Below are 26,877 nucleotides of genomic sequence, written 5' to 3'. Positions count from 1 at the left end.
AGCGGAAATCGAACGGGGATGCGGCCGAATTTCGGATCGGCTCTCCTCGCCGCCCCTCCGGATCTCCAGATCCTCAGATCTCCGGATCTCGATTCAATTTCTTGGAATGGCTCCTTCGCCGAACGTGGCGGACAGCAGCCAGAAATCCAGCTGGAATGCGCGGCCGGGCCGCCTGTTTCCGTAAGAGTTCACGCAGATTTCGAGCATGGAGAGGACGGTCGGATGTCGGGCCGGGACGCACGATCGCTTGTCGACCATTTCCGCACGGTGTTGGGCGAGCACTCGCAGGAGCAGATCTTCCGTTTTCTCGTGGACGGCGAGGGCGAGCCGCAGGCGCTCGGCAACGCCGAACTGGACCTGAGGGCCCGCACGATCGCGGCGGCGCTGCAGGAACGCTTCCCCGCCGGGGAGCGGGCGCTGATCATGTGCCCGGCCGGACTGGACTACGTCACCTCGTTCTTCGCCTGCCTCTACGCGGACGTCGTCGCCGTGCCCGTCTACCCGCCGGACCCGGCGTTCCCGATGCGCACCCTGCCGCGGCTGACCGCCATCGTGGAGGACGCGGAGCCGGCGGTGGTCCTCGCCCCTGCCGCGACCATCGCCCTGGTCGACCGCTTCGCCGAACACGCTCCGGCGCTGCGGAACATCGTCTGGATCGCCGTCGACGACATCGACACCGCGGCCGCCGACGGCTGGCGCGCCCCCGGCACCGAACGCGACGACCTGGCGTTCCTGCAGTACACCTCCGGCTCCACCAGCAGCCCCAAGGGCGTGATGGTCAGCCACGGCAACCTGATGCACAACATCTCCGAGATGAACCGGCAGTTCTTCGGGAACGACCCCGACCAGCACATGGTGAGCTGGCTGCCGCCCTTCCACGACCTCGGCCTGATCATGGGCCTGCTCACCCCCGCGTACGGCGGATACCCGGTCACCTTCATGTCCCCGTACTCGTTCCTGAAGCGGCCGCTGCGCTGGCTGCGGGCCATCTCCGACGTCCGGGCCACCGCGAGCCCCGCGCCGAACTTCGCCTACGACCTCGCGGTGGCCAAGATCACCGAGCAGGACCGGCAGACGCTGGATCTGAGCTCATGGCGCGTCGCCCTCAACGGGGCGGAGCCGGTGCGCAAGCAGACCATGGACCGCTTCTCCCGCACGTTCGCCGAGTGCGGCTACCGGCCCACCACGCACGCCCCGTCCTACGGTCTGGCCGAAGCCACCCTGGTGGTGTCCACCGGGGACCCGGCCGCCGAGCCCGTCCACCGCGACCTGCGCACCGAGGCACTCCTCGCCGGTGTGGCCGAGACCGCGGGACCGGGCGAGGCGGCACGCAACCTGCCCAGTTGCGGCATCTCGTTCCAGGACCAGCAGGTCGCCGTCGTGGACCCGCAGACCCATGCCGCGCTGCCCGCGGGGCGGGTCGGCGAACTGTGGGTGGCGGGACCGAGCGTCGCGCGCGGCTACTGGCGCCGCCCCCAGGCCACCGAGGAGACCTTCCGGGCCCACCTCGACACCGGCGAGGGGCCGTTCCTGCGCACCGGCGACCTGGGTTTCGCCGACGGTGACCAGATCTATGTCACCGGCCGTATCAAGGACGTCGTCATCGTCGCGGGCCGCAACCACTACCCCCAGGACATCGAACGCACCGTGGAGAGCGTCGATCCGGGCCTGCGGGAAGGCTGCGGCGTGGCCGGCGCGCGCGAGATCGACGGTGAGGAACGGCTCATCGTCGTCCAGGAGTACCGCGGCAGCCGCTCGCCCGAGGACCGCGCACGGGTCATCGACGCGATACGCACCGAGGTCGCCCACGAGCACGGTCTTCAGCCGTTCATCGTCGCACTCACCCGCACCGGTACGGTGCCCAAGACCTCCAGCGGCAAGCTGCAGCGCGCGGCCTGCCTCGACGCGCTCCTGGCAGGAACCGCGGAGCCGCTCGCGCTGTGGCGCGCGGACGAGGCAAAAGCGGGCCGGGTGCCCGAGGAGGCACCGGGCGCGAGCAAGGACGTGACGGAGCGTCCCGCGCCAAACGCCCGCGAGATCGAACAGTGGCTGCGCCAGTCGCTGGCTGCCGCGACCGGACGACAGGTCGCCACCATCGATCCGGACGTGCCCTTCGCCGGCTACGGACTGCGTTCCGTCGAACTGGTCTCCATCGTCGGCGAGTTGGAGCAGCATCTCGGCGTTCCCCTGCAGCCCGGCATCGTCTGGGAACACCCCACCGCGGCCAAGCTCGCCGCCCACCTGGCAGGGTCGGCCGCCGACTCCCCGGCGCCCTCGCTCGCCGAGCCCGCCACCACCCTCACGGCCCCGGTGCCTGCCGCGGCGCCCGCCGGGGCAGCGGGGCAGGGCGCGGACGAGCCGATCGCCATCATCGGGATCGGCTGCCGCTTTCCCGGCGGGGTGGACGGCCCCGACAGCTTCTGGCAGCTGTTGACCGAGGGCCGCGACGCGGTCACCGAGGTTCCCGCCGACCGGTGGAGCACCGAGGAGTTCACCGACGCCGATCCGGCGGCCCCCGGCCGCACGACCAGCCGCTGGGGCGGTTTCGTCGAGGGCGTCGACCAGTTCGACTCGGGTTTCTTCGGCATCTCGCAGCAGGAAGCCGCCCGCATGGATCCGCAGCAGCGGCTGCTCGCGGAGGTCTCCTTCGAGGCCCTGGAGAACGCGGGCGTGCCCACCGCGTCGCTGTCCGGCACGCAGACCGGGGTGTTCATCGGCATCTCCACGTTCGACTACGCCACCGGCCAGTTGAACGACCTCGACGCCATCGACGCCTACACCGGAACCGGCAGCGCGCTGAGCATCGCCGCGAACCGGCTCTCGTATCTGCTGGATCTGCGCGGTCCGAGCATGGCGGTCGACTCCGCCTGCTCCTCCTCGCTGGTGGCCGTGCTCCAGGCGTGCACCAGCCTGAGCCGGGGCGACTGCGACCTGGCCGTCGCGGGCGGCGTCAACCTGGTGCTCTCCCCCGCGTTCGCCATCAACTTCAGCAAGGCGGGCGTCATGTCCGCCGAAGGCCGGTGCAAGCCGTTCGACGCGAGTGCCGATGGCTACGTGCGTTCCGAGGGCGCCGGCGTGGTGATACTCAAACCGCTCAGCCGGGCTCTGGCCGACGGCGATCCGGTACACGCCGTGATCCGCGGCGGCGCCGTCAATCAGGACGGAGCGAGCAACGGGCTGATGGCGCCCAACCCGAAGGCCCAGCAGGCAGTGGTACGTGCTGCCCACGCCAGGGCCGGGGTGCGCGCCGCGGACATCGCCTACGTGGAGGCGCACGGCACCGGCACCATCCTCGGGGACCCCATCGAGGCCAAGGCGCTGGGAGGTGTGCTCGGCGACGGTCGTGCCGCGGACCGGCCCTGCCTGATCGGCTCGGTGAAGTCCAACCTCGGCCACATGGAGGCCGCCGCCGGAATCGGAGGGCTGATCAAGACCGCCCTCATGGTCCGCCATCGCATGGTGCCGCCGACGCTGCACTACCGCGCGCCCAACCCGCACATTCCCTTCGACGAGCTCCCGGTCCGCGTCGCCGACACCCTTCAGCCGTGGCCGGCCACGGCTGCCCCGGCTCTGGCCGGCGTCAGTTCCTTCGGTTTCGGCGGCACCAACGCCCACCTGGTGGTGGAGGAACCGCCACCGGCCGCCGCTCCCGCCCACTCCCCCTCCGAGGGCGCCGCGCTGCTGACCGTCTCCGCCCGGGACGAGCAGGCCCTGCGTGATCTCGCCGCCCGTTACGCGGACAAGCTCACCGGCGCGACGCCCGTACGTGACGTCACGGCGGCCGCCGCGGTCCGCCGCACCCACCACGAGCACCGGCTGGCCTGCGTGGGCGCCGATGCCCCCGAACTGCGCACGGCGCTGGCCGCGTTCGGCCGCGGGGAGAGTGTCACCGGGCTCAGCACCGGGGTGCGCCGGGCCGGCCAGCAGTCGAAACCGGTGTTCGTCTTCTCCGGACAGGGGCCCCGCTGGTGGCCGCTGGCCGCCGAGCTGCTCACCGGTGACCTCGCCGCGGAGCAAGCCTTCAGCGCCGTACTGGAGCGGGCGGACACGCTGCTGCGCCGGCACACCGACTGGTCGCTCCTGGACCAGCTCGCAGCCGACCCGGCACGTTCCCGGCTGCTCGACACCGCGGTCGGCCAGCCCGCTCTCACCGCCGTCCAGATCGCGCTCGCCGCTCTGTGGCGCTCCTGGGGCATCGAGCCCGCCGCCGTCGTCGGACACAGCGTGGGTGAGATCGCCGCGGCCCATGTGGCGGGTGCGATCTCCCTGGAGGACGCCCTCCTGATCGCCCTGCACCGCGGCACGGCTCTGCACGCCGCCACCGGCAAGGGCCGGATGGCTGTCGCGGGCGTCTCCCTGGACGAGGCCCGCACGCTGCTCGCCGAGCGCGCCCCGGGGCCGGTGTGGATCGCTGCCGCCAACAGTCCCGGCTCCACCGTCTTCTCCGGCGAGAACGACGCCCTGGAGACGTTCGCCAAGTCCCTGGCCGACGACGGTCTGTACTGCAAGGTCCTCGAGTCCGTGGAGTTCGCCTCCCACTGCCCCCTGATGGAGCCCGTCGCCTCCGAACTGTGGCGGGTCCTTGCCCCCTTGCGGCCCCGGCCCACCGCCATCCCGATGATCTCCACCGGCACCGGGGAGATCGTGCCCGGTGACCGGCTCGACGCCGAGTACTGGGCGTCCAACCTCACCCGGCCGGTCTTGTTCGACACCGCCGTCACCGCGCTCGCCGACACCGGCCACAACGTGTTCGTCGAGGCGTCACCTCACCCGATGCTCACCGACGCCGTCACCGAACGCCTTGCCTCGTACGACGACGGGGTCGCCGTATCGTCCCTGCGCCGGGATCAGCCGGGCCGCGCCACCGTGCTCGGCGAACTCGGCCGCCTGTACACCGCCGGCCACCAGATCGACTGGAGGCGGGTGCACGGTCCCGCCGGGCCGATGACCGATCTGCCCGCCTATCCCTGGCAGCGCACCCGCAGCTGGCGCGAGCTGCGTCCGGCAGGCCGGTCCGCGCACCGTGGCCATCCGGCGCTGCGCGAGCGCACCGTGTCGGCGCTCTCACCGCACGCCGTCCACTGGTCGGCCCCGGTGGACCTCGCCGAGTTCCCCTACTTGACGGACCATCAAGTCGGTGGCAGTCCCGTGCTGCCCGCCGCCCTGATGCTGGACGCGGCGCTCGGCGCTGCCCGCGACCACCTCGACGACGGCGCTGTTCTGCACGATGTCGCCTTCACCCGGCTCTCCGTGGTGCCCGAACAGGCCGACGGGTCCACGCTGCAGCTCACGCTGGTGCCCGCGACGGCCGACACCGCGACGGTGCGCCTGTTCACCCGGTCCGGCGCCGGGGAGGACTGGACCGAAGCCGCACGGGCGGGCGTGCGCCGAACCGCTCCCGTCGCCACGGCCGAGCCTCTCGCCCCCGTCCGCACACGCTGTGCCACGTCGGTCCCGTCCGACGAGCACTACGCCGCCCTGCGCCACGCCGGGCTGGCGTACGGGCCCGCCTTCCAGGGCATCGAAGAGCTGTGGCAGGGCCGGGCCGAGGCCGTGGCCCGGCTTCGCGAGCGGAGCGCCCTGACCACCGACCGCGGCAAGCACCCTGTGCACCCGGTCGTGCTCGACAGTGCCCTGCAGGTCCTCAGTGCCGCCCTCGACGCACAGGACCAGCCTCTGGACGCGACGTACGTGCCGGTGGCCGTCGGCGGCTTCACCCTCGTCGGCGACCAGGTCGCCCCCCGCTGGGCGCACGCCGCCGTCACGGCGCCGCAGCCCGGCGCCGACACGATCACCGGTGCTCGCGTCGTCCTGTACGACGCCGAGGGCGCCGCCGTCGGCGAGATCACCGACGTCACCCTGCAGCGTCTGGACCGCACCGAGACCGCGGACCCGCGCGACGAGGCTCTGCTCGATCTCGTCTGGCGCTCCACACCCGCGCCCGCCCCAGCCCTCCAGCAGCCGCCGGGCAGCTGGCTGCTCTTCGTCGACCAGGCCCGCACCACCGCGGGTCTCGCCGACGCGCTGCGCGCGCACGGCGCCACCTGCCGGACCGTCACCACCGGCCCGGCCTACCGCAAGGTCGGCCCGGACCACTACGAGATCGATCCGGGCAGCCGGGAGGACATCGCGGCGCTGCTGGCCGATCTCACCGCCTCGGGCACCGGCCCGGACGGCATCGTGCACGGCTGGTCCCTCGACATCGGCCTTCCCGAGGAGGGCGACGGCCGGCCACCGGCGAGCGCGGCCGGCGATGCCGGTCTGCCGGTGCTCCGTCTCGTGCAGGAACTCGCGCTGGCCGGTCAGGACCCCGCGCCCCGCCTCGTGCTGCTCACCCGGGGCGCCCAGCACGCCGCCGACGGGGACGAACTGAACGTCGGGCAGGCCCCGTTGTGGGGTCTGGCCCGGGTGATCGGACTGGAGCACACCGAACTGCGGAGCTCGGTCATCGATTTGGACCCGGCCAGGCCCGCGGAGGAAGGCGCGCTCCTGCTCGCCGAGGTGCTGGGCTCCGGCGACAACGACCAGGTCGCTCTGCGGGGCGCTGTCCGTCTGACGCCCGCACTGCAGCCCTGGGCGCCCACCGACGATCCGGGCCAGGGCCCTCGCCCCGCCTGGAACTTCGACGCCGCACGCGACGGGAACCACCACCTGCTGGCCGCCCGTCCCGGCAGTCTCACCAGCCTCCGCCCCACCTGGTGGCACCGCACTCCGCCGGGTCCGGGTCAGGTCGAGGTCGAGGTCACCGCCGCGGGCCTGAACTTCAGTGATGTGCTCAAGGCCCTCGGCTCCTACCCGGGTGCCGAAGGGGTCGTGCCGCTCGGTGCCGAATGCGCCGGCCGGGTCACCGCTGTCGGTGAGGGCGTCAGCGCGCCACAGGTCGGCGACCGGGTCATCGCCGCCGGCCCCGGCAGCATGGCGGCCTTCATCACGCTCGACGCGCAGTTGGTGGCCCCCGCTCCCCCGGCACTCGACGACGAGCAGGCCGCCGCCGTGCCCATCGCGTTCCTCACCGCCGTCCACGGCCTGGAGCGGTTGGCCCGGCTCGGCGAGGGCGAGAGCGTCCTCGTCCATTCCGCGACCGGAGGTGTCGGGCTCGCCGCACTCCAGGTCGCCCGCCGCCGCGGTGCCCGCGTGTTCGCCACGGCCGGCACTCCGGCCAAGCGGGATCTGCTGCGCGGTCTCGGTGTCGAGCACGTCATGGACTCCCGCACCCTCGACTTCGCCGAGGAGATCAGGGCGCTCACCGGCGGCCGCGGGGTCGATGTGGTCCTCAACTCCTCGTCCGGCGAGGCACTGGTCCGCTCCCTGGATCTGGTCGCGCCCGGTGGGCGCTTCGTGGAGATCGGCAAGCGCGACATCTACGACAACAGCCACATCGGCCTGGAGTTCTTCAAAGGCAACCGGGCCTTCATGGCCGTCGACCTGGAGCACACCATCCGCGAGGAGCCGGAGCGGGTCGCCGGCTTGTTCGCCGACGTCGTCGAGGGCTTCGACCGCGGGGAGTTCACGGCCCTGCCCATCACCACGCACCCCTTCGCCGACGCCCCCGCGGCCTTCACCGCGATGGCCAAGGCCCGCCACACCGGCAAGCTCGTACTGCTACCGGCTGCCAACGAATCGGTGACGACCGCTGTGGGCGCCGCACCGGTGCGCCCCTCCGGCACCTATCTGATCACCGGCGGCCTCGGCGCGCTGGGCCTGGAGACGGCCCGCTACCTCGTGGGCCAGGGCGCCCGCCATGTGGTCCTGGTCGGCCGCAATGCCCCGGGACCGCATGCCGAGGCCGTCCTCGCCGAACTGCGTACCCGGGCCGAGGTCGTCGTCACCGCCGCCGATGTGTCCCGACGCGGCGCGGTGGACGACCTGCTCGCCCGCCTGGACGGCTCCCTGCCGCCCCTGGCCGGCGTCGTGCACGCCGCGGGCATTCTCGACGACGGCCTGCTCACCGGCCTTGCCCCGGAGCGGTTCCGGTCAGTCGCGGGCCCGAAGTCGGCCGCTGCCTGGCATCTGCACCAGGCCACGTCGGACCGCGACCTCGACTTCTTCGTCCTGTACTCCTCGGCCGCCGCCGTTCTCGGCTCGGCCAGTCAGGGCAACTACGCGGCGGCGAGCGCCTTCGTCGACGCGTTGGCCCATCACCGGCGCTCCCTGGGCCTGCCCGCGCTGAGCATCGACTGGGGCCCCTGGGCACAGATCGGCCTCGCGGCCCACCCGGACCGCGGTGGGTCCCTGGCCGCCCGCGGCATCGAGAGCATCAGCCCCGATCAGGGCATCGCCGCTCTCGACCGGCTGCTGAGCAGCTCCGCCGCCCAGGTGTGCGTCCTGCCGCTGGATCACGAGCGGGTGCGCGGCCATCACGGCGGAGGCCTGCTGCGCACCCTCGTCGACGACGGGGGCCAGGACACGCAGGGTGCCGCGGGACCGCAGGACGAGATACGCCGCCTGATGCTCGCGGTCGAACCCGGCCGGCGCCGCAGGGCCGTACTGACCGAGCACGGGCGAGCGGTCGCCGCCCGCGTCATCGGAGCGGATCCGGCCAGGATCGACACCAGCGCCCCGATCACCGGCATGGGCTTCGATTCGCTGCTCTCCCTGGAGCTGCGCAAGTCCCTGGAGTCGTCGCTGGGCATCCAGTTGCCCTCCACCGTCACCTGGCGCTTCCCGACCATCGACGCCCTGGTGCCGTACCTGGCCGACCGGATGGGGATCCAGCTGGAGTCCCACCAGGAGCTGGGCGGGGACCGGGCAGACCCTCCCGCCGTTCCGGCAGGACCCGTACCGGCTTCCTCGGCCACCGAGAACGCCCACGGGATCGCCGCGGACGAATCCGTGGACCTCGACTCGATGTCCGCCGCGGAACTCGGAGCACTCCTGATGGCCAAAACCACACAGATCGACGAGGGGGCCCAGCGATGACGCCGGGACAGGACCTGACAGCGGCCGACACGCTCAAGCGCGCCTACCTGACGATGGAGCGCCTCCAGCGGCAGGTCGCGGAGTACGAGCGGGCACGCTCCGAGCCCATCGCCATCGTGGGCACCGGCTGCCGCCTCCCCGGCGGCGTGACCGACGCCGCCTCCTACTGGCGCATGCTGGCGGAGGGCACCGACACGGTGGGTCAGATACCCGCCGGGCGGTGGGACCACGAGTCGTTCTACGACGAGGAGGCCGGGAAGCCGGGGAAGGTCTACACCCGCTCCGGCGCGTTCCTCGACGACCTCGAGCACTTCGACCACGACTTCTTCGGCATCTCCCAGCGCGAGGCCGCGGCGATGGACCCGGCCCAGCGGCTGAGCCTGCGGGTGTGCTGGGAAGCCCTGGAGAACGCGGGTCACGCGCCGTCAGGACTGGCGGGCAGCCGTACCGGTGTGTTCCTGGGCGCGGCCTCCTGGGACTACATCACCGCCCAGTTGCGCCACCCCGAGGACGTCAGCGCCTACACCAGTTCCGGCGCCGCGATGTCCTTCATACCGGCCCGCATCGCCTACCTCCTCGATCTGCGCGGCCCGAACCTCACCGTCGACTCGGCCTGCTCCGCCTCGCTCCTGGCCGTCCACCAGGCGTGCCAGAGCCTGCGCCTCGGTGAATGCGACATGGCCCTGGCCGGTGGCGTCAACGTGGTGCTCTCACCGATGCTGATGATCTCCCAGTCGCAGTTCGGCTCGGTCTCCCGGCAGGGCCGCGCCATGACCTTCTCCGACAGCGCCGACGGCTATGTCCGCGGCGAGGGCTGTGGCGTGGTGGTACTCAAGCGGCTGTCCGACGCCCTGCGTGACAAGGACCGTGTGCTCGCGGTCGTGCGCGGCGGCGCGGTCAACCAGGACGGCCGGAGCGCGGGTATCACCGCGCCGAACGGCGCCGCGCAGCGCGATGTGTTCCAGCGCGCCCTGGACGCGGCGGGAGTGCGGGCCGATCAGGTCGGCTACATCGAGACCCACGGCACGGGCACCCGCCTCGGAGACCCCATCGAGGCCGAGGCACTCGCCGATGTGTATGGCCGCGAGCACGGATCTCCGGTCTATCTCGGCGCCGTCAAGACCAACATCGGCCACCTGGAGGCGGCCGCCGGCATCGCGGGGCTCATCAAGGCCGCGGTGTGCCTGGAGCGCGGCGAGATCCCGCCGAACCTGCATTTCGACCGGCTGAACTCCAACATCTCCTTCGACGGCACGACCTTCCAGGTGCCCACCTCTCTGACCCCGTGGCCGCACACCGACGGCCGCCGGACGGCCGCGGTCAGCAGTTTCGGGCTGAGCGGCACCAACGTCCACCTGATCCTGGAGCAGGCGCCGCAACCGTCGGCGCCGCCCGCCGAGGACGACCGCAGGCCCGCCTCGGTCCTGGCGCTGTCCGCCCGCAGCGAGAGCGCGCTCACCGCGCTCGCCGGCCGCTACGCCGACCGTCTTGCCGACGAGGGCACCTCACTGGCGGACGTGTGTCACGCGGCGGGCACCGGCCGCTCCCACTTCCGGCACCGTCTCGCCGCCGTCGGCTCCAGCCGCGAGGAGGTCGCCGGTCAGCTCGCCGCCTTCGCCCGCGGCGAGAGCGCGCCCGGCCTGGCGCAGGGTGAGGGGGACAACTCCGAGGTCGTGTTCGTCTTCACGGGCCAGGGAGCCCAGCGTCCCGGAATGGCCCGAAGCCTGTACGACACTCAGCCCACGTTCCGGCGGGCGGTCGACGAATGCGCCGAGATCCTGCTCCCGCTGCTCGAAAAGCCGCTGCTGTCCGTCCTGTTCCCCGACGACGCCGACGACCAGCAGATCAACGACACCGCCTATGCCCAGCCCGCCACGTTCGTCGTCGAGTACGCCATGGCCGAGCTGTGGCGGTCCTGGGGCATCACGCCCGCCGCCGTGCTCGGCCACAGTTTCGGCGAGTGTGTCGCGGCCTGTGTGGCGGGGGCCATGTCCCTGCGGGACGGGCTGACCTTCGCGGTGGAACGCGCCCGCCTCATCCAGGAGTTCTCGCTGCCCGGCACCATGGCCGCGATCTTCGCATCCGAGGAGGAGGTCGCCGCCGAGCTCGCCGCGCACCCGGGGCGGATCGCCATCGCCGCGGTCAACGGCCCCGCGAACATCGCGGTCTCCGGCGAGCGTGACCTCGTCGAGGCCGTGTGCGCCGCGTTCAGCGCCCGCGGTGTCAAGGCCAAGCGGCTGCACATCGCGTCGGCCGGACACTCCCCGCTGATGGACCCCGTGCTCGAGCCGCTGCGCCGCGCTGCCCAGCAGATCACTTTCACCGCCCCGCGCATTCCCCTGATCTCCAACGTCACCGGCGAGTTGTGGCCCTGGGACAAGGCGCCGGATCCCGACTACTGGTGCCGGCACGTCCGCGGAACCGTCCGGTTCACCGACGGTGTGCGCACCCTGCGGTCCATGGGTTATCACACCTTCGTGGAGGTCGGCCCCGCCCCCACGCTGCTGGGCGTGATCAGCGACGCCCTGCCGCCGGGCCACGACGACCTGCTGCTGCCCAGCCTGCGGCCCAAGCAGGACGACTGGGAGGTCCTGCTGGGCACGGTGGCCGAGCTGTACGCGGCCGGCGCCCCCATCGACTGGACCGGCTTCGACCGCGACTACACCCGCGCCAACGTGGCCGTGCCCACGTACCCGTTCGATCCGGTCCGCTGCTGGCAGCCCCCGCGCCCGTGGGACGGCACCGCGGCGGCGCCCGCCGAGGACAGGGGCGACGCGCCGGCCGTGAACGGCTCCGGTGACCGCCGCTCCCGCTCCAGCCGCCGGTCCTCGCGCGGCCGGCGCCGCGCGAGCCGTATCTCCACGGCCGCCGAGCTGCTGGCGCTGGGTGAGACCGAGCGTCTCGACACCCTCTGCGCCCAGTTCGTGCTCAGCGTCAAGGACGTCCTGGGCTCCGCTTCCACCGATGTCGGCGTGGACGATCCGCTGACCGGCTTCGGCCTGGACTCCCTGATGGCCGTCGAACTGCGCAACGAGATCCAGAGCAGGCTCGGCCTGACCCTGCAGATCACCGACTTCCTGGGCGGCGCGACCATCGCAAGCGTCGCCAGGAGCATCGTCAAGGAGCTTGCCGTGATCGGTGGCAGCGGCTTGGCGGGCACAGGGCACGACGGCTCCGGGGCACCCGCTGCGATCCAGCGAATGCCCCGGGCCGTCGATGCCGCAACGGCACTACTCGACGAACTGACCAGCTCCGCTTCCGCGTCCGGCCAGGAGAAGCACTCGTGACCGATGACCTCGCCGGGCGCCTCGCCGCCCTGACTCCCGAAGAGCGGGCCCGGTTCGACGCCCTGCTCGCCGAACACTCGGCCGAGGTGACGTTCCCGCTGGCCGTACTGCAGCGCGGCACGTGGTTCCTCGAACAGCTCCGGCCCCGCAACCCCGGCTACATCGTTCCGGGCGCCGTGCGCGTCGAAGGCCCCATCGACACCGGCCTGCTGCGTACCGCCGTCGCCGAGATCGTGCGGCGGCACGAGGCCCTGCGCACCACCTTCCAGTCGCGGGACGGCGCGCCGGTCCAGGTCGTCCACCATCACCTCGCGATCGATGTCCCGGAGACCGACCTCAGCGACCCGCACCACACCGATGCCGACCGCCAGAAGTGGATCGACGACGCCCTCGCCGAACCCTTCGACATCGACACCGGCCCGCTGCTGCGGGTGCGCCTGCTGCGTACCGGGCCCGACCGGTCGGTGCTGGTCGTCGCGATGCATCATCTCGTCTCGGACCGCTGGTCCCTCGCGGTCTTTCTGAACGAACTGTCCGAGCTGTACGAGGCGTTCGCCGCCGGCTCCACTCCACAGCTGGGTGAACTCGCCATCCAGTACGGGGACTTCGCCTCCTGGCAGCAGCAGCAGATCGGCGGTGACGGCTGGCGGCAGGGCCTGGCCTACTGGCGCGAGCATCTCGCCGGCGCGCCGGCCGTACTCGACCTGCCCACCGACCGGCCCCGCCCGGCCGTGCAGGGCTTCAACGGCGGCTCCGTGCCCGTCGATCTGCCGCCCGCTCTGATCGGTGAACTGGCCGCGCTGGCCGGGCGGCATGGGGCGACGCCGTACATGGCGCTGCTCACCGTCTTCAAGATTCTGCTGCACCGCTATACCGGCCAGGACGACCTCGTCGTCGGTGTGCCCACCGCGCTGCGTGGGCACGCCGAGGTCGAACCGCTCATCGGCTACTTCGTCAACACCTTGCCCATCAGGGCGGACCTGTCCGGCGGCCCCAGCTTCGAAGCGGTCCTCACCCGCGTCCGCGACGCCTGTTTCGGCGCGTACGCCCACCAGGACATTCCTTTCGAACTGATCGTCGCCGACCTCAACACCGCCCGGGATCTCAGCCGTCCTCCGGTGTACCAGGTCAGCTTCAGCTACGGCCGGGAACCGGTGCCGACGCTCGCCATGGCCGGCGCCCGCCTCACCCGGCTGCCGGTCCGGAGCGAAGGTGCCCGCTTCGATCTGGAACTGCAGGCGTTCGACACGGACGGGGGTGTCACCGGCTGGTTCGAGTACGACCGCGACCTCTTCGACGAGGAGACCGTCGTGCGCCTCGCGGGTCACTTCCGTCGCCTGATCGAGCAGATCGTGGCCCGCCCCGACGCTCCCGTCGCCGACCTGGACCTCCTCGACGCGGCGGAACACCACCGCGTCGTCAGCGAGCTCAACGCCACCGACCGGCAGTGGCCCGACGGGCTGGTGCACGAACGCATCGAGGAGCAGGCGCGCCGCACCCCTGACGCCGAAGCCGTCCGCTACGCGGGTACGTCGCTGACCTACGCCGAGCTGAACGAGCGGGCCAACCGTCTCGCTCACCTGCTGTGCGGACGCGGCGTGGGCCGGGACGTCCTCGTCGGCGTGGCCGCGGAACGCTCCCTGCAGCTCGTGGTCGCCCTGCTGGCCGTCCTCAAGGCGGGCGGGGCGTACGTCCCCCTCGACACCGGGCTGCCGCCCGCCCGGCTGGCCGCCATCGTCGAGGACGCCCGGCCCCCCGTGGTGCTCACCCACGGCGGTTCGGCCGGCCGGCTGCCCGAACTCGACTGCCCCGTGCTGCGCATGGAGGATCTCGACGCCGAACTGGCCGCGCAGTCCCCGGAGAATCCGGACGCGGCCGTGGACGGCGAGGACCTGGCGTACGTCATCTTCACCTCCGGGTCGACGGGTCGGCCCAAAGGCGTGATGAATGTGCACGCCGCCCTGCGCAACCGGCTGCTGTGGATGCAGGACGCCTACGGCCTGGACGCCTCCGACCGGGTGCTGCAGAAGACGCCGTTCTCCTTCGACGTGTCGGTGTGGGAGTTCTTCTGGCCCCTGATGACCGGTGCCGCCCTCGTGATGGCCCGGCCCGACGGGCACCGTGACAGCTCCTACCTCGCCGAGACGATCGCCGCGGAGCAGATCACCACGATCCACTTCGTTCCGTCCATGCTGCAGCTCTTCCTGTCCGAGCCGCCGGATCGCTCGGCGGGTCTGCGGCGCGTCTTCTGCAGCGGCGAGGAACTGTCCCGCGACCTCCACGACCGCTTCCTCGGCCTGCACACGGCCGAGCTGCACAATCTGTACGGCCCCACCGAGGCCGCGATCGACGTCACCGCCTGGCACTGCCGGCCGCAGGACGACCCCCGCCCGGTCCCCATCGGCCACCCCATCGCCAACACCCGCATGTACGTGCTCGACCGCCACGACCGGCCTGTTCCGGCCGGAGTCGCCGGTGAGCTGTGCATCGGCGGACGGGGGCTGGCCCGCGGCTACCTGAACCGCCCGGAACTGACCGCCGAGCGCTTCACGGACGACCCGTTCGTCCCCGGGGCCCGTATCTACCGCACCGGCGACCTGGCACGGCACCGCGCGGACGGCGCGCTGGAGTTCCTGGGCCGTCTCGACCACCAGGTCAAGCTCCGTGGCCAGCGCATTGAACTGGGTGAGATCGAGGCCGTGCTGACGCGGCATGGCGCCGTGCGCGAAGCAGTGGTGGTCGCCCACGAGCACTCCCCCGGCGATGTCCGGCTGGCCGCCTATGTCACCCCCGCGCGCGCCGACAGGCCCGGAGCCGGTGATCTCGCCTCCCATCTGCGCGAGCAGCTGCCGGAGTACATGGTCCCTGCCTCCTTCACCGTGCTCGACGCTCTGCCACTGACGCCCAGCGGCAAGACGGACCGCAAGGCTCTGCCTGTGCCGCAGACCGACCGGCCCGACCTCAGGACCCGGTTCGTCGCCCCCAAGGACGGCCTGGAGCAGACGCTTGCCGACATGTGGCGCGGTCTGCTGGGTGTCGAGCGCGTAGGGCTGCGCGACAACTTCTTCGACCTCGGCGGGCACTCCCTGCTCATGGCCGAGTTCCGGACCGCTCTTGCCTCAGCGCTCGGCCACGAACTGACCATGGTCGAACTGTTCCAGCACCCCACCATCGAATCCCTCGCCGGCCGCCTCGGCGGCACGCGCGGCACGCCCGGGGCCGCCGGCCAGGGCGCCAGGCAACGCGCACAGAACCGACGTCAGTCCCGTAACCGGCGGCAACAGGCGGCCGAACGCCGGGCTTCCTCTCGCGGAGACAGGTGATCCACGTGGCACAGCAACACCAGGAGCAGGGCCAGGAGCAGGGCCAGGACCTCGATCGCATTGCCATCATCGGCATGGCGGGCCGCTTCCCCGGCTCGGGCGACGTGGAGGCCCTGTGGACCAATCTCGAACAGGGCCGCGAGGGCATCACCGTCTTCACCGACGAGGAACTTGCCGAAGCCGGCGTGGACCCCGAACTGCTGGCCCGGGACGACTACGTACGGGCCAAGGGCGCGCTGGATGACGCCGACCTGTTCGACGAGGGCTTCTTCGGCTACAGCCCACGCGAGGCCGAGCTCCTCGACCCCCAGCACCGCGTCTTCCTCGAATGCGCCTGGCACGCACTGGAGTCCGCCGGTGTCGACCCGGCCCGCTTCGACGGCCGCATCGGCGTCTTCGCGGGCGCGGGCCTCAACACGTATCTGTTGTTCAACCTCATGAACAACCAGCAGGTCCTGGACGCCTCCGGCATGTACCAGGTGATGCTCGCCTCCGACAAGGACTTCCTGGCCACGCGTGCCGCGTACAAGCTGGGCCTCACGGGTCCGGCGATCACCGTCCAGACGGCCTGCTCCACCTCTCTGACCGCGGTGCATCTCGCCTCCCAGAGCCTGCTCAACGGCGAGTGCGACATCGCCCTGGCCGGCGGCGTGTCCGTGAGCTCCCCGCTGCACGGCGGCTACACGTACGAGCCCGGCGGCATCCTCTCCCCGGAAGGCACCTGCCGGGCCTTCGACGCCGATGCCGAGGGGACGGTGCCCGGCAACGGAGTCGGCATCGTCGTCATGCGGCGCCTCGCCGACGCCCGAGCCGACGGGGACAGCATCGACGCGGTCGTCCTGGCCAGCGCCGTCAACAACGACGGTTCGCTGAAGGCCGGTTACACGGCGCCCGGCGTCGACGGCCAGGCCGAGGTCGTCGCCGAGGCGCTGGCCCTGGCCGACATCGACCCCGCCACCGTCGGCTACGTCGAGACCCACGGCACCGGTACGCCGATCGGCGACCCCATCGAGCTGGCCGCTCTCACGCGTGCCTACGGCACGGGCGCCGACGACCGGGACCGCTGTGCCATCGGCTCGGTCAAGAGCAACGTCGGTCATCTCGACGCCGCCGCCGGTGTGACCGGACTGATCAAAGCGGCTCTCGCCCTCAAGCACGAGGCCATCCCGCCGACCCTGCACTGGGAGCGGCCCAACCCCGGCCTTGAGCTGGAGTCCGGCCCGTTCTACGTGAACACCGCGTTGCGTGCCTGGCCGCGCGAGGACGAGCCGCGCCGGGCCGGAGTCAGCTCCTTCGGCATCGGCGGCACGAACGTCCATGTCGTCCTGGAAGAGGCCCCGGCCGAGCAGCCGCGACAGCGCGCCGACGGAGCGGGCGACGCCACGGCGCAGGTCCGTCCCCAGCTGCTGCCGCTGTCGGCGAAGTCGGCGCCCGCGCTCGCCGAGGCCGCCGGGCGCCTGGCCGATCATCTGGAGGCAGCTCCGGACGTCGCCCTGGACGCCGCCGCCCATACCCTGGCCCACCGGCGAGCCCAGTTCGCCCACCGGGGCGCCGTCGTCGCCTCCACGACCGGCGAGGCGGTCTCCGCGCTGCGGCGGCTGGCACAGGCCCCGCCCCCGGTCGCCTCCTCGGACGACGCTCCGGTCGCGTTCCTCTTCCCCGGGCAGGGCGCGCAGTACCCCGGGATGGCCCGCGGCCTGTACGACCGGCAGGGCGTCTTCGCCTCCGAGTTCGACCGCTGCGCGGAGCTGTTCACCCCGTACCTGGGTGAGGACCTGCGTGCCTTGGTGCTCGGCTCGGACGACCCGCGGAACGCCGAACGGCTGCGGCAGACGCGGCTGGCCCAACCGGCTCTGTTCTGCGTGGAGTTCGCCCTGGCCCGGCAATGGCAGTCGATGGGTGTCGAGCCCCGCGCCATGGCCGGTCACAGCATCGGGGAGTACGCCGCCGCCTGTCTGGCGGGCGTGTTCTCGCTGGAGGACGCCGTGCGTCTGGTCGCGGCCCGCGGCCGGCTCGTCCAGGAGATGCCGCGCGGCGCCATGCTCAGCGTCTTCCTTTCCGAGGACGAGACCGTCGCCCGGCTGGGAGAGGGACTGGCCCTCGCCGCCGTCAACTCCACGGCGCTCACCGTGGTCTCCGGCACCCCGCAGGCCGTCGATGCCTTCGAGCAACGGCTCAAGGACGAGGGCGTGGGATGCCGTCGCCTGCACACGTCGCATGCTTTCCACTCCCCTGACATGGACGGTGCTGTGGCCCCGTTCGTCGACGAGGTCCGTGCCGTCACCTTGCGTCCGCCGGAGATTCCCTTCCTGTCGAACGTGACGGGCACCTGGATCACCACCGAGGAGGCGACCAGCCCCGACTACTGGGGCACGCATCTGCGCCTGCCGGTCCGGTTCGGTGACGCGCTCGATGTGCTGCTCGCCGACCCCTTCCTCGTCCCGGTGGAGATCGGCCCCGGCCAGAACCTGGCCAACTTCGTGCGTGCCCACCGGTCCTGGACGCCGGATCGCACCGTCGTGGGTTCCCTGCCCCGTCCCGGTGAGCGCGCCGCCGACGACGCCGCCCATCTGCTCAGCGGCCTGGGGGCAGCGTGGAGCGCCGGTGTCCGCGTTGCCTGGGAGTCCGTCCTGGGCCCCGACGGCCACCGCCCCGTATCCCTGCCCGGCTATCCCTTCCAGCGGCGGCGCTACTGGGTCGAGCCCTCCGGCCGGCCTCGCGCGTTGCGGGGCGCGGAGCCTGCCCGCGCCACCGCGGACAACTGGTTCTACGCTCCCGTCTGGCAGCGCCTGGCCCTGCCCGTCCGGAACGCGGCCGCTGCCACGGGCGACACCTGGATCGTCCTGGGCGCGGGGCTCGACCTCGGTGACGCCGTCGCCGACCATCTGGCCGCCTCCGGCGACCGCGTCGTGCGCGTCACCGCGGGCACCACCCTGGAACACACCGGCGAGGATGCCTGGATCCTGGATCCCGCCGAACGAGACCACCTGGCGGCGCTCGCCTCGTCCCTGGCCGTGCCCCCCGTCGCGGCCGGGGACGGGCAGCGCATTCGCTTCATCCACCTGTGGAGTACCGCTGAAGGGCCCGCGAACGGCGCGGCCCTGGCCCGCGCGCGGCTGGACGCCTCGCGCCGCACCGGCTTCGACAGCCTCTTGGCGCTGGCCCAGGCCCTGGGCTCCGAGCGGCTGCCCGCACCGGTCACCCTCGATGTGCTGTGCGACGGGGTGTACGACGTCACGGGTGATGAAGCGTTGAAGCCCGAGCACGCTCTGCTGCTCGGTGCGGCCACGGTGATCCCCCAGGAGACCGCGGGCATCACCTGCCGTGTCCTGGACATCACGGGCGCCGCCACGGACGAGCAGGCTGTGGACACCGTGCTCAGCGCTTTCCACAGCACCACCAGCACTGAACTCGCCGTGCGCGGACGCCACGTGTGGGCCCGTGCCTTCGACCGGGTGGATTGGATCGCCGACGGCGACGAAGAGCGCACCGCCCTGCGCGAGGGCGGCGTCTACCTCATCACCGGCGGCCTCGGCGGCCTGGGACTGGCGCTCGCCGAGCAGGTGGCGAGCGCTGTCGACCGGCCCGTTCTCGGTCTGCTGGGCCGTTCCAAGTTCCCGGCGCCCGCCGCCTGGGACGCCCACCTCGCCGCGCACGAGGACAGCGATGCCACCAGCATCCGTATCAAGCGGCTGCGGCACCTCGAATCGCTCGGCGCTCGCCTGGTTCTGCTGCGCGCCGATGTCACCGACGAGAAGGAGATGCGCCGGGCCGTCGGCGAGTTGCGGGCCCTCGCAGGCCCCCTCAACGGCGTCGTGCACGCCGCGGGCCTGCCCTCTCAGGGCATGATCGTCACCAAGTCACCGGCCGACGCGGGGCAGGTGCTCGCCGCCAAGACGCACGGGGTGCTCGTCCTGGACGAGGTCTGCCAGGAGGACGGCCTCGACTTCATGTTGCTCTGCTCGTCGGTGACCGCCGTCCTCGGCGGCCCCGGCCAGAGCGACTACGCGGCTGCCAACGCCTTCCTCGACGCGTGGGCCCAGTACAAGCGCCGCGAGAGCGGGCTTCCCGTCACCGCGGTGGGCTGGGACACCTGGCGGGGCGTCGGTATGGCCGCCGGTCTTGACTCCCGGTTCGGCCTGGACTCCGGCACCCCGCTCGACAGCCATCCTCTGCTGCGGCGCCTGGTGCGCTCCACCCCCACGTCCCGCACCTACGCCACGGTCCTCAGTACCGAGGACAGCTGGATCGTCGCCGATCACCGCATCCAGGATTACGGCCTCGTCCCGGGTACCGCCTACCTCGAACTGGTCCGGGCCGCCGTCGCCGAACAAGCGGCCGGGCGGGACATCGAGATCGGCGACGTGCAGTACATGATCCCTGTCGTCGTTCCCGACGGGCAGAGCCGCGAGGTCTTCACCACCATCGAAGAACGCGAGGGCCGGTGGCACTTCGCGGTGCAGAGCCGCACCGGCGCACCCGGAGCGGTGGCCTGGACCGATCACGCACGCGGCACGGTCGCCTTCCCGGAACCCGTGGAGGAGACCGTGCGGGACCTGGACGAGCTGCGCGCCGGCTGCGCGGTGACGGAGGTCCTGGACACCGACGAGTCCATCAAGCTGGGGCTCCGCCTGGACCGGTTCGAGAAGGGCGGGCCGATCGAGTTCTCGTTCGGGCCCCGTTGGCGGTGCATGCGGGAGATCCAGGTCGGACCCGAGCGGGTGATGGCGACCTTGCGACTCGACGAGGAGTACCACGGTGACCTCGACCACTACCTGCTGCACCCGGCCCTGCTCGACGCGGCCGGCGGCACCGCGCGCGTCCACGCCCCCGACACGTACTATCTGCCGTTCAGCTATCGCAGCCTGCGCTTTCACCACGGCCTGACCAGCACCGTCCACGCCTATGTGGAGGTGAAGGGCGCCGGGGACACCGCGGGCGAGACCAGTACGTGCGACATCGAGATCCTCGACCCGGACGGGCGGCTGCTGGTCCGGATCGGTGACTTCACCATCAAGCGGATCAACGACCTGGAGGGTCTGCGCGAGCAGATCACGCGTGCCGCCCAGGCTCCGGCGGCCGAGGTGGACGACGCGCCTTCCGCGGATGCGGGCTCCGGGGTCCTGCGCACCCTCGCCGAGGGGATCACCGAGGGCCAGGGCAAGGACGTCTTCGCCCGGCTCCTCGCCGCTCCCGGGCTGCCGAGCCATCTCCTCGTCTCGCACCGCGACTTCACCGCCGTGCGCGAGCTGGCCAGGTCCTTGACCCCCGAGCTGCTGCAGCAGGAAATGGAGCAGCTCGCTCCGCCCGGCGCCAGCCATCCCCGCCCGGACCTGGAAACGCCGTACGTGGCTCCCCGCTCGGCCCGTGAGCGGGAGGTCGCCGAGGTCTGGCAGGAGATCCTGGGCGTGAACGGGGTCGGCGTCGACGACGACTTCTTCGCCCTCGGTGGCCACTCCTTGGCCGCGGTCCAGATCGGCACCCTTCTGAGGAACCGGCTCGGAGCCGAGCTCGACCTGCGGGCCTTCTTCGAACAGCCCACGGTCGCGCACACCGCCGACCTGCTGGAGGCGGGCCCCCGGCCGGCTGCCGACCGCTTGGAGAACCCCATCGAGGTGCTCAGCCGCGACGAGCCGTCAACGGACCTGGACGCGCTGGCCGAGCTGTCCGACGACGAAGTGGAAGAGGAGCTGCGCCGCCTGCTGACAGGGGAGGACCTGGCCACGGAAGACCAGGAGGGCCGGGCATGAGCACCGCACCCGACCCGGCCGGGACACCGCAGGGCGCCCCGGTGGCGCTGGTGGCGGGCGGCTCCCGCGGAATCGGCCGCGCCGTGGCGCTGCGACTCGCCGAGGACGGCTTCGACGTGGCGGTGTGCTACGCCTCCGACACGGCCGCCGCGGAGAGCCTGGAGAAGGAGATCGGCGCGCTGGGCCGGCGCACGTATGTGCGGCGGACCGATGTCGGCGACAGCCTCGCGGTGGAGGAACTCATCGACGGCATCGAGCGGAATCTCGGGCCGGTCTCCGCGGTGGTCACCTCGGCTGCCGTGCTGCGTGACGGTCCGCTGGCGGCGATGGAGGACGACGACTGGAGCGACGTCCAGCGCGTCAACCTCGACGGGACGTACTACGTCTGCCGGACCGTCATCAACGGAATGATCGAGCGCCGGCGCGGTGCGATCGTGACGATGTCCTCCATCGCCGGTCTGTACGGCAACGCCGGACAGACCAACTACGCCGCGTCCAAGGCCGGGATCATCGGGTTCACCAAGTCCCTGGCCCGCGAGGTCGGCCGGTACGGGATCCGGGCGAACGTGGTCGTGCCCGGCTTCGTCGCGACCGACCCGGTCATGGAGCTGCCGGGCGACCTGCGGGAGCAGTTCCGCCAGCGCATTCCGCTGGGCCGGTTCGGTGAGCCGCACGAGGTGGCCGACCTGGTCTCGTTCCTGCTTTCGGACCGGGCCGCGTACATCACCGGCACGACGTTCCAGATCGACGGCGGCGTGGCTGTCTGACCTGCGCGGACCCACTGCGCACGGAACACGACCAAGGAGAAGCACACCATGCGCAACCCGTGGTTTGCCCAGTCGGAGCCGAGGGACGAGGCGGGGGTCCGCCTCTTCTGCCTCCCGTACGCGGGCGGCAACGCTTCGGCATACCGGACCTGGCACGACCTGACCCCCGATCACGTGCACGTGCACGCGCTGGAGCTGCCCGGCCGCGGTGCCCGCTGGAGCGAGTCCCCGGTGAGCAGGATGCCGTTGCTGACCGAGCTGCTGGCCGACGTCCTGGCGGAGCATCTGGACCGGCCCTACGCCCTGTTCGGCCACAGCATGGGCGGTCTGATCGCCTTCGAACTCGCCAGGACCTTGCGCGAGCGGGGCCTGCCTCAGCCGGCGCATCTCTTCGTCTCCGGATCAGCCGCCCCCGACCTGCCGCGCACCCGGGAGCCGATCCACGCGGCGCCGGAGGCCGATGTGATCGAGGAGCTGCGTTTCCTCGGCGGCACGCCGCCCGAGCTCCTGGACGACGCCGGGCTCATGGAGCTGATCCTGCCCGCGCTGCGTGCCGACTTCTCGGTCCTGGAGACGTACCGCTATCAGCCGCAGCCGCCGCTGACGGTGCCCATGACCGTGTTCGGCGGCGAGGCGGACCCGCTCGTGGCGCGCGAGAAGCTGCACCGGTGGCTGCGGCAGACCCAGGCCCGCTCCGAGCTGGTCGTCCTTCCCGGCGAGCACTTCTTCCTGCACTCGGCGGTCTCCGACGTACTGGCGACGGTCGCCGACGCCCTGGCCTGCACGGCGCCCGTCGCGCCGTCGTCCAGCACTTCCCGCTCGGTCCTTGCCGCGCGTCCCTGAACCGCGCGGCGCTTCGCATCCCGGAACGTGACCCCATGGAGGACTCGTGACCGCCACGACCGCAGGCAGCCGGATACTGTCACTCGCCCATCACCAGCCCACGCGCGTACTCACCAACGACGAACTCGCCGTCATGGTCGACACGTCGGACGAGTGGATCAGGTCCCGCGTCGGCATCGCCACCCGCCACATAGCCGCGCAGGACGAGAGTGTCGCCGACATGGCGATCGGCGCCGCCGCCAAGGCCGTCGCCCGTGCGGGGGTGGATGCCGCCGACATCGATCTGGTGATCGTCGCGACCTGCACGGCGGTGGACCGGATGCCGAGCATCGCCGCCCGGGTCGCCCATCACCTGGGTGTTCCCGAAGCGGCCGTCTTCGACCTGAACGCCGCCTGCGCCGGGTTCACTTACGCACTGGCCACCGCCGACATGACCATCCGGGGCGGCGGCAGCAGTACCGCACTCGTCATCGGTGCGGACAAGATGAGCGATTTCCTCGACTGGCAGGACCGCACCAGCTGCGTCATCTTCGGTGACGGGGCCGGCGCCGCGGTCGTCACCAGGACCGATGACGCTCGGTCCGACGGCATCGGCCCGGTGGTATGGGGTTCTCAGCCCCAGCGCGGGTCCGCCATCGTTCTCGGCACCACGGGGCCGGAGGGTCCGCCCGCGCTGTTCCGACAGGATGGGCACGTCGTCTACCGCTGGGCGGTGACCTCCCTCGCTCCGGTGGCTCGGCAGGCCTGTGAGCGAGCCGGTGTCGCACCGGCCGAGCTGGCCGCCGTGGTCACGCACCAAGCCAATCTGCGGATCATCGAGGCGGTGGCCAAGGGCCTCGGGGCCACCAACGCCGTCGTCGCGCGCGATGTCGTCGACTCCGGCAACACGTCGGCGGCCAGCGTTCCGCTTGCCCTGTCCAAGCTGGTGGAACGCGGCGAGATCTCCAGCGGCGCTCCGGTACTCCTGCTCGGCTTCGGCGCCGGCCTGTCCTACGCGGCCCAAGTGGTGGGCTGCCCCTGAGGATCCGCTCAGGCTCGCAGCGCGGACCGCGATCAGCAATATGAATTCCGCATCTTGCTGATGAATAACGAATATTGACGGCGGTTCTACAGGTGGGACATCTTCTTTTCCATACCGTCACCACCAGGTCAGCCGGCTGACGGGACGCTCTCAGACAAAGGAGTCGGTCCGTGGCGGAACAGGTGTGGATCGCCGGGGTGGGGATGACGAGATTCGCCCATCACGCCGATCGTGAGGTGGCGGACCTGGCCGCCGAAGCAGTCCACGAAGCGCTGGCCGACGCGGGGTTGGAGCGACGTCACGTGGAAGCGGCCTTCTTCGGGAACACCACCCAGGGGGCCCTGCAGGGCCAGCTCATGGTGGGCGGCCAGATCGCCCTGCGTGGCATGGGATTCGAACGGATTCCGATGTACAACGTGGAGAATGCCTGCGCCACGGGTGCCACGGCCTTGCATCTGGCGGTCGATCAGGTCCGCGCCGGTGCCGTGGACATCGCGCTTGCGGTGGGCGCCGAGAAGATGAACGTCGCCGATTCCGACAGGACCATGGCGGTCTTCAACGGCGCGTACGACGTATCGGATCCGGCGGGGCTCACGGCGGCGTTGACCGACATGGGCGGCGAGAGCGATGACGCGCACGTCGGCAGGCGCAGTATTTTCATGGATATCTACGCGTCCATGGCCCGTGCGCATATGAAGCGCTTCGGCACGACACAGCGGCAGATCGCCGCGGTCGCGGCCAAGAACCATCGGCATTCCGTGCACAACGACAAGGCGCAGCATCGAAAGGAATTCAGCGTCGAGGACGTTCTTTCCGCTCGCGCCTTGTCTTTTCCGCTGACCGTGCCGATGTGCGCACCGGTCACCGACGGCGCGGCGGCCGTGGTGGTGTGCGGGCAGCGCGGGCTGCGGCGGATGGCTGCCCGCGGCCGCCTGGTGCGTGTGCTGGCGCATGTGGTCGGTACCGGTGCCGTCCACCCGCGGGATGCGTGGGACCAGCACATCAGCAAGTTGCTGTCCGTGCGTGCCTACGAACGGGCCGGGGTGGGCCCGCAGGACATCGATGTGGCCGAACTGCACGACGCCACGGCCTTCGGTGAGATCCAGCAGACCGAACTCCTCGGCCTGTGCGAACCCGGTGGTGGCGGTGCGGCCGCCGAGGCCGGGGTGACGACGCTGGGCGGGCGCGTGCCGGTCAACCCGTCCGGCGGGCTGGAATCGAAGGGGCACCCTCTCGGGGCGACCGGCCTGGCCCAGGTGTACGAGCTCGTCCAGCAGTTGCGCGGAGAGGCCGGTGTTCGCCAGGTGGCGGGCGCCCGGGTCGCGCTCGCGGAGAACAGCGGCGGCTTCTACGGCGGCGAGGAAGCAGTCGCCGCCATCACGGTCTTGGGGGCGTAGTGGCGATCATCGATTTCTTCGACCGCGGCTGGCGGCACGCTCCGGACTCGGTCGCCTATGTGTGCGGCGAGCGGAGCTGGACGTTCGACGAGGCGGGGGCACTGTCGTGCCGGGTCTCACACGCCCTGTTGCGGGCGGGGTGCGCTCAAGGGACCAAGGTCGGTGTCCTGTCACCCAACGATGCGCGTGCCTGGATCGGCGTGCTGGGCATCTGGCGGGCCGGTGCGGCCTGGGTGCCGCTGAACCCCACCACTCCCCCGGCAGACCTGCGGCGGGTGATCGAGACGTTCGACTGTGAAGTGCTGTTCTTCCACAGTTCGATGGCGTCGGCCGTGGCTGGGCTGGCTCCCTCCCTGGCGAAGGTCACGCAGTACGTGTGTATCGACGACGCGGCGGCCGGTGCCCCCTCGCTGTCGCAGTGGACCGCGGGCTTGCCCGCGACGCCACCGGACGTGCGATACGCGATGGACGACGTGGTGGCCATCTCCTCGACCGGCGGTACGACCGGTGCGCCCAAGGGCGTGATGAACACTCACCGGTCCCTGTCCACCTGTCTCGCACATCTGATGATGGCGTTCCAGTACGGCGCCGACGACCCGATCGTCGATCTCGCGGCGCTGCCCATCAGCCATGCCTCCGGCGTGATCAGCCTCGCCGCCACGGCGCGCGGCGGCACGGTGGTCTTCCTGCCCGGGGCCGAGCCGACGGCGATCCTCGACGCGATCGAGCGGCACCGGGTCACCGAGCTCTTCCTCGCCCCCACGGTCGTCTACCGGCTGATGGAGGCGCCGGGGCTCACGGGTCGGGACCTGACCTCGCTTCGTTATCTGCTGTACGCCGCGGCTCCGATGTCCGCGGAGAAGCTGCGGCGGGCCATCGATCTGTTCGGGCCGGTCCTGATGGAGTGTTACGGCCAGGTGGAGGCGTTCGCGGGGGTCTCTTTCATGCGCCCCGACGAGCACTTCGCCGCCGGGGCCATAGCGCCGGAGGGGCGGCTGGCATCCTGCGGCCGGCCCTACCCCCTGGTCGCCGTCGAGATCCAGGACAACAGCGGACGGCGGGTCCCCGCGGGCGAGTCCGGGGAGATCTGTGTCCGCGGGGATCTCGTCATGAAGGGTTACTACGCGGCGCCTGAGAAGACGGCCGAGACCATCGTCGACGGCTGGCTGCACACCGGCGACATCGGTCACTTCGACGCGGACGGCTATCTGTTCATCACCGACCGCAAGAAGGACATGATCATTTCTGGTGGGCTGAACATCTACCCGAGTGAGATCGAGCAGGTGATCTGGAGTCACCCGGCAGTGCAGGACTGCGCCGTGATCGGTGTTCCGCACGAGGACTGGGGAGAGGCCGTCACCGCGGTGGTCGAGCCCAATCCGGGCGACCGGGTCTCCGCCGACGAGCTGATCGCGTTGTGCAGGAAGACGCTGGGCGGTATCCGCGCGCCCAAGCGGGTGGACTTCGTCACCTCGCTGCCGCGCAGCGCGAACGGCAAGGTCCTCAAGCGGGCCGTGCGCGAGACCTATTGGGCCGGCCGTAGCCGGCAGGTCTGAGAAGGGCAGGACGG

At 71.5% G+C, this 26,877-nt stretch carries 9 protein-coding genes; all 9 read left to right on the top strand.

Features of this window, described 5'->3' with window-relative positions:
• Positions 1 to 222: 222 nt before the first annotated feature.
• Complete coding sequence (locus tag OG302_RS42070) at positions 223 to 8,919, top strand: SDR family NAD(P)-dependent oxidoreductase (protein WP_371524667.1); 8,697 nt, start codon at positions 223 to 225, stop codon at positions 8,917 to 8,919.
• Positions 8,916 to 12,206 carry a type I polyketide synthase gene (locus OG302_RS42065; protein WP_371524669.1) on the top strand — a complete coding sequence of 1,097 codons (3,291 nt, stop codon included), beginning with the start codon at positions 8,916 to 8,918 and terminating at the stop codon, positions 12,204 to 12,206. Before OG302_RS42070 ends, OG302_RS42065 begins: the two co-directional genes overlap by 4 nt.
• Entirely contained in the window at positions 12,203 to 15,529 is a 3,327-nt protein-coding gene (locus OG302_RS42060; RefSeq protein WP_371524671.1) for an amino acid adenylation domain-containing protein, read from the top strand. The genes OG302_RS42065 and OG302_RS42060 overlap by 4 nt, the downstream gene beginning before the upstream one ends.
• 5 nt (positions 15,530 to 15,534) lie before the next feature.
• Entirely contained in the window at positions 15,535 to 21,279 is a 5,745-nt protein-coding gene (locus tag OG302_RS42055) for an SDR family NAD(P)-dependent oxidoreductase (protein ID WP_371524673.1), read from the top strand.
• Entirely contained in the window at positions 21,276 to 22,046 is a 771-nt protein-coding gene (gene fabG / locus OG302_RS42050) for a 3-oxoacyl-ACP reductase FabG (protein ID WP_371524675.1), read from the top strand. Before OG302_RS42055 ends, fabG begins: the two co-directional genes overlap by 4 nt.
• A gap of 48 nt (positions 22,047 to 22,094) precedes the next feature.
• Positions 22,095 to 22,889, top strand: a complete 795-nt coding sequence (locus OG302_RS42045; protein WP_371524677.1) for a thioesterase II family protein — start codon at positions 22,095 to 22,097, stop codon at positions 22,887 to 22,889.
• A 46-nt stretch (positions 22,890 to 22,935) separates the two neighbouring features.
• Positions 22,936 to 23,910, top strand: coding sequence for a beta-ketoacyl-ACP synthase III (locus OG302_RS42040; protein WP_371524679.1), 975 nt, complete (start codon positions 22,936 to 22,938; stop codon positions 23,908 to 23,910).
• 170 nt (positions 23,911 to 24,080) lie between these two features.
• On the top strand, positions 24,081 to 25,307 hold the full coding sequence (locus OG302_RS42035; protein WP_371524681.1) for a thiolase family protein: 1,227 nt from the start codon (positions 24,081 to 24,083) through the stop codon (positions 25,305 to 25,307).
• On the top strand, positions 25,307 to 26,863 hold the full coding sequence (locus tag OG302_RS42030) for a class I adenylate-forming enzyme family protein (RefSeq protein WP_371524683.1): 1,557 nt from the start codon (positions 25,307 to 25,309) through the stop codon (positions 26,861 to 26,863). The genes OG302_RS42035 and OG302_RS42030 overlap by 1 nt, the downstream gene beginning before the upstream one ends.
• Positions 26,864 to 26,877: the final 14 nt, after the last annotated feature.

The organism is Streptomyces sp. NBC_01283 (assembly GCF_041435335.1).
Classification (GTDB): domain Bacteria; phylum Actinomycetota; class Actinomycetes; order Streptomycetales; family Streptomycetaceae; genus Streptomyces.
This window is presented reverse-complemented; position numbering and strand designations above follow the sequence as displayed.

Coding starts and splice junctions, on each gene's coding strand:
- OG302_RS42070 (WP_371524667.1), top strand. CDS start 223: ATGTCGGGCCGGGACGCACGATCGCTTGTCGACCATTTCCGCACGGTG.
- OG302_RS42065 (WP_371524669.1), top strand. CDS start 8,916: ATGACGCCGGGACAGGACCTGACAGCGGCCGACACGCTCAAGCGCGCC.
- fabG (WP_371524675.1), top strand. CDS start 21,276: ATGAGCACCGCACCCGACCCGGCCGGGACACCGCAGGGCGCCCCGGTG.
- OG302_RS42045 (WP_371524677.1), top strand. CDS start 22,095: ATGCGCAACCCGTGGTTTGCCCAGTCGGAGCCGAGGGACGAGGCGGGG.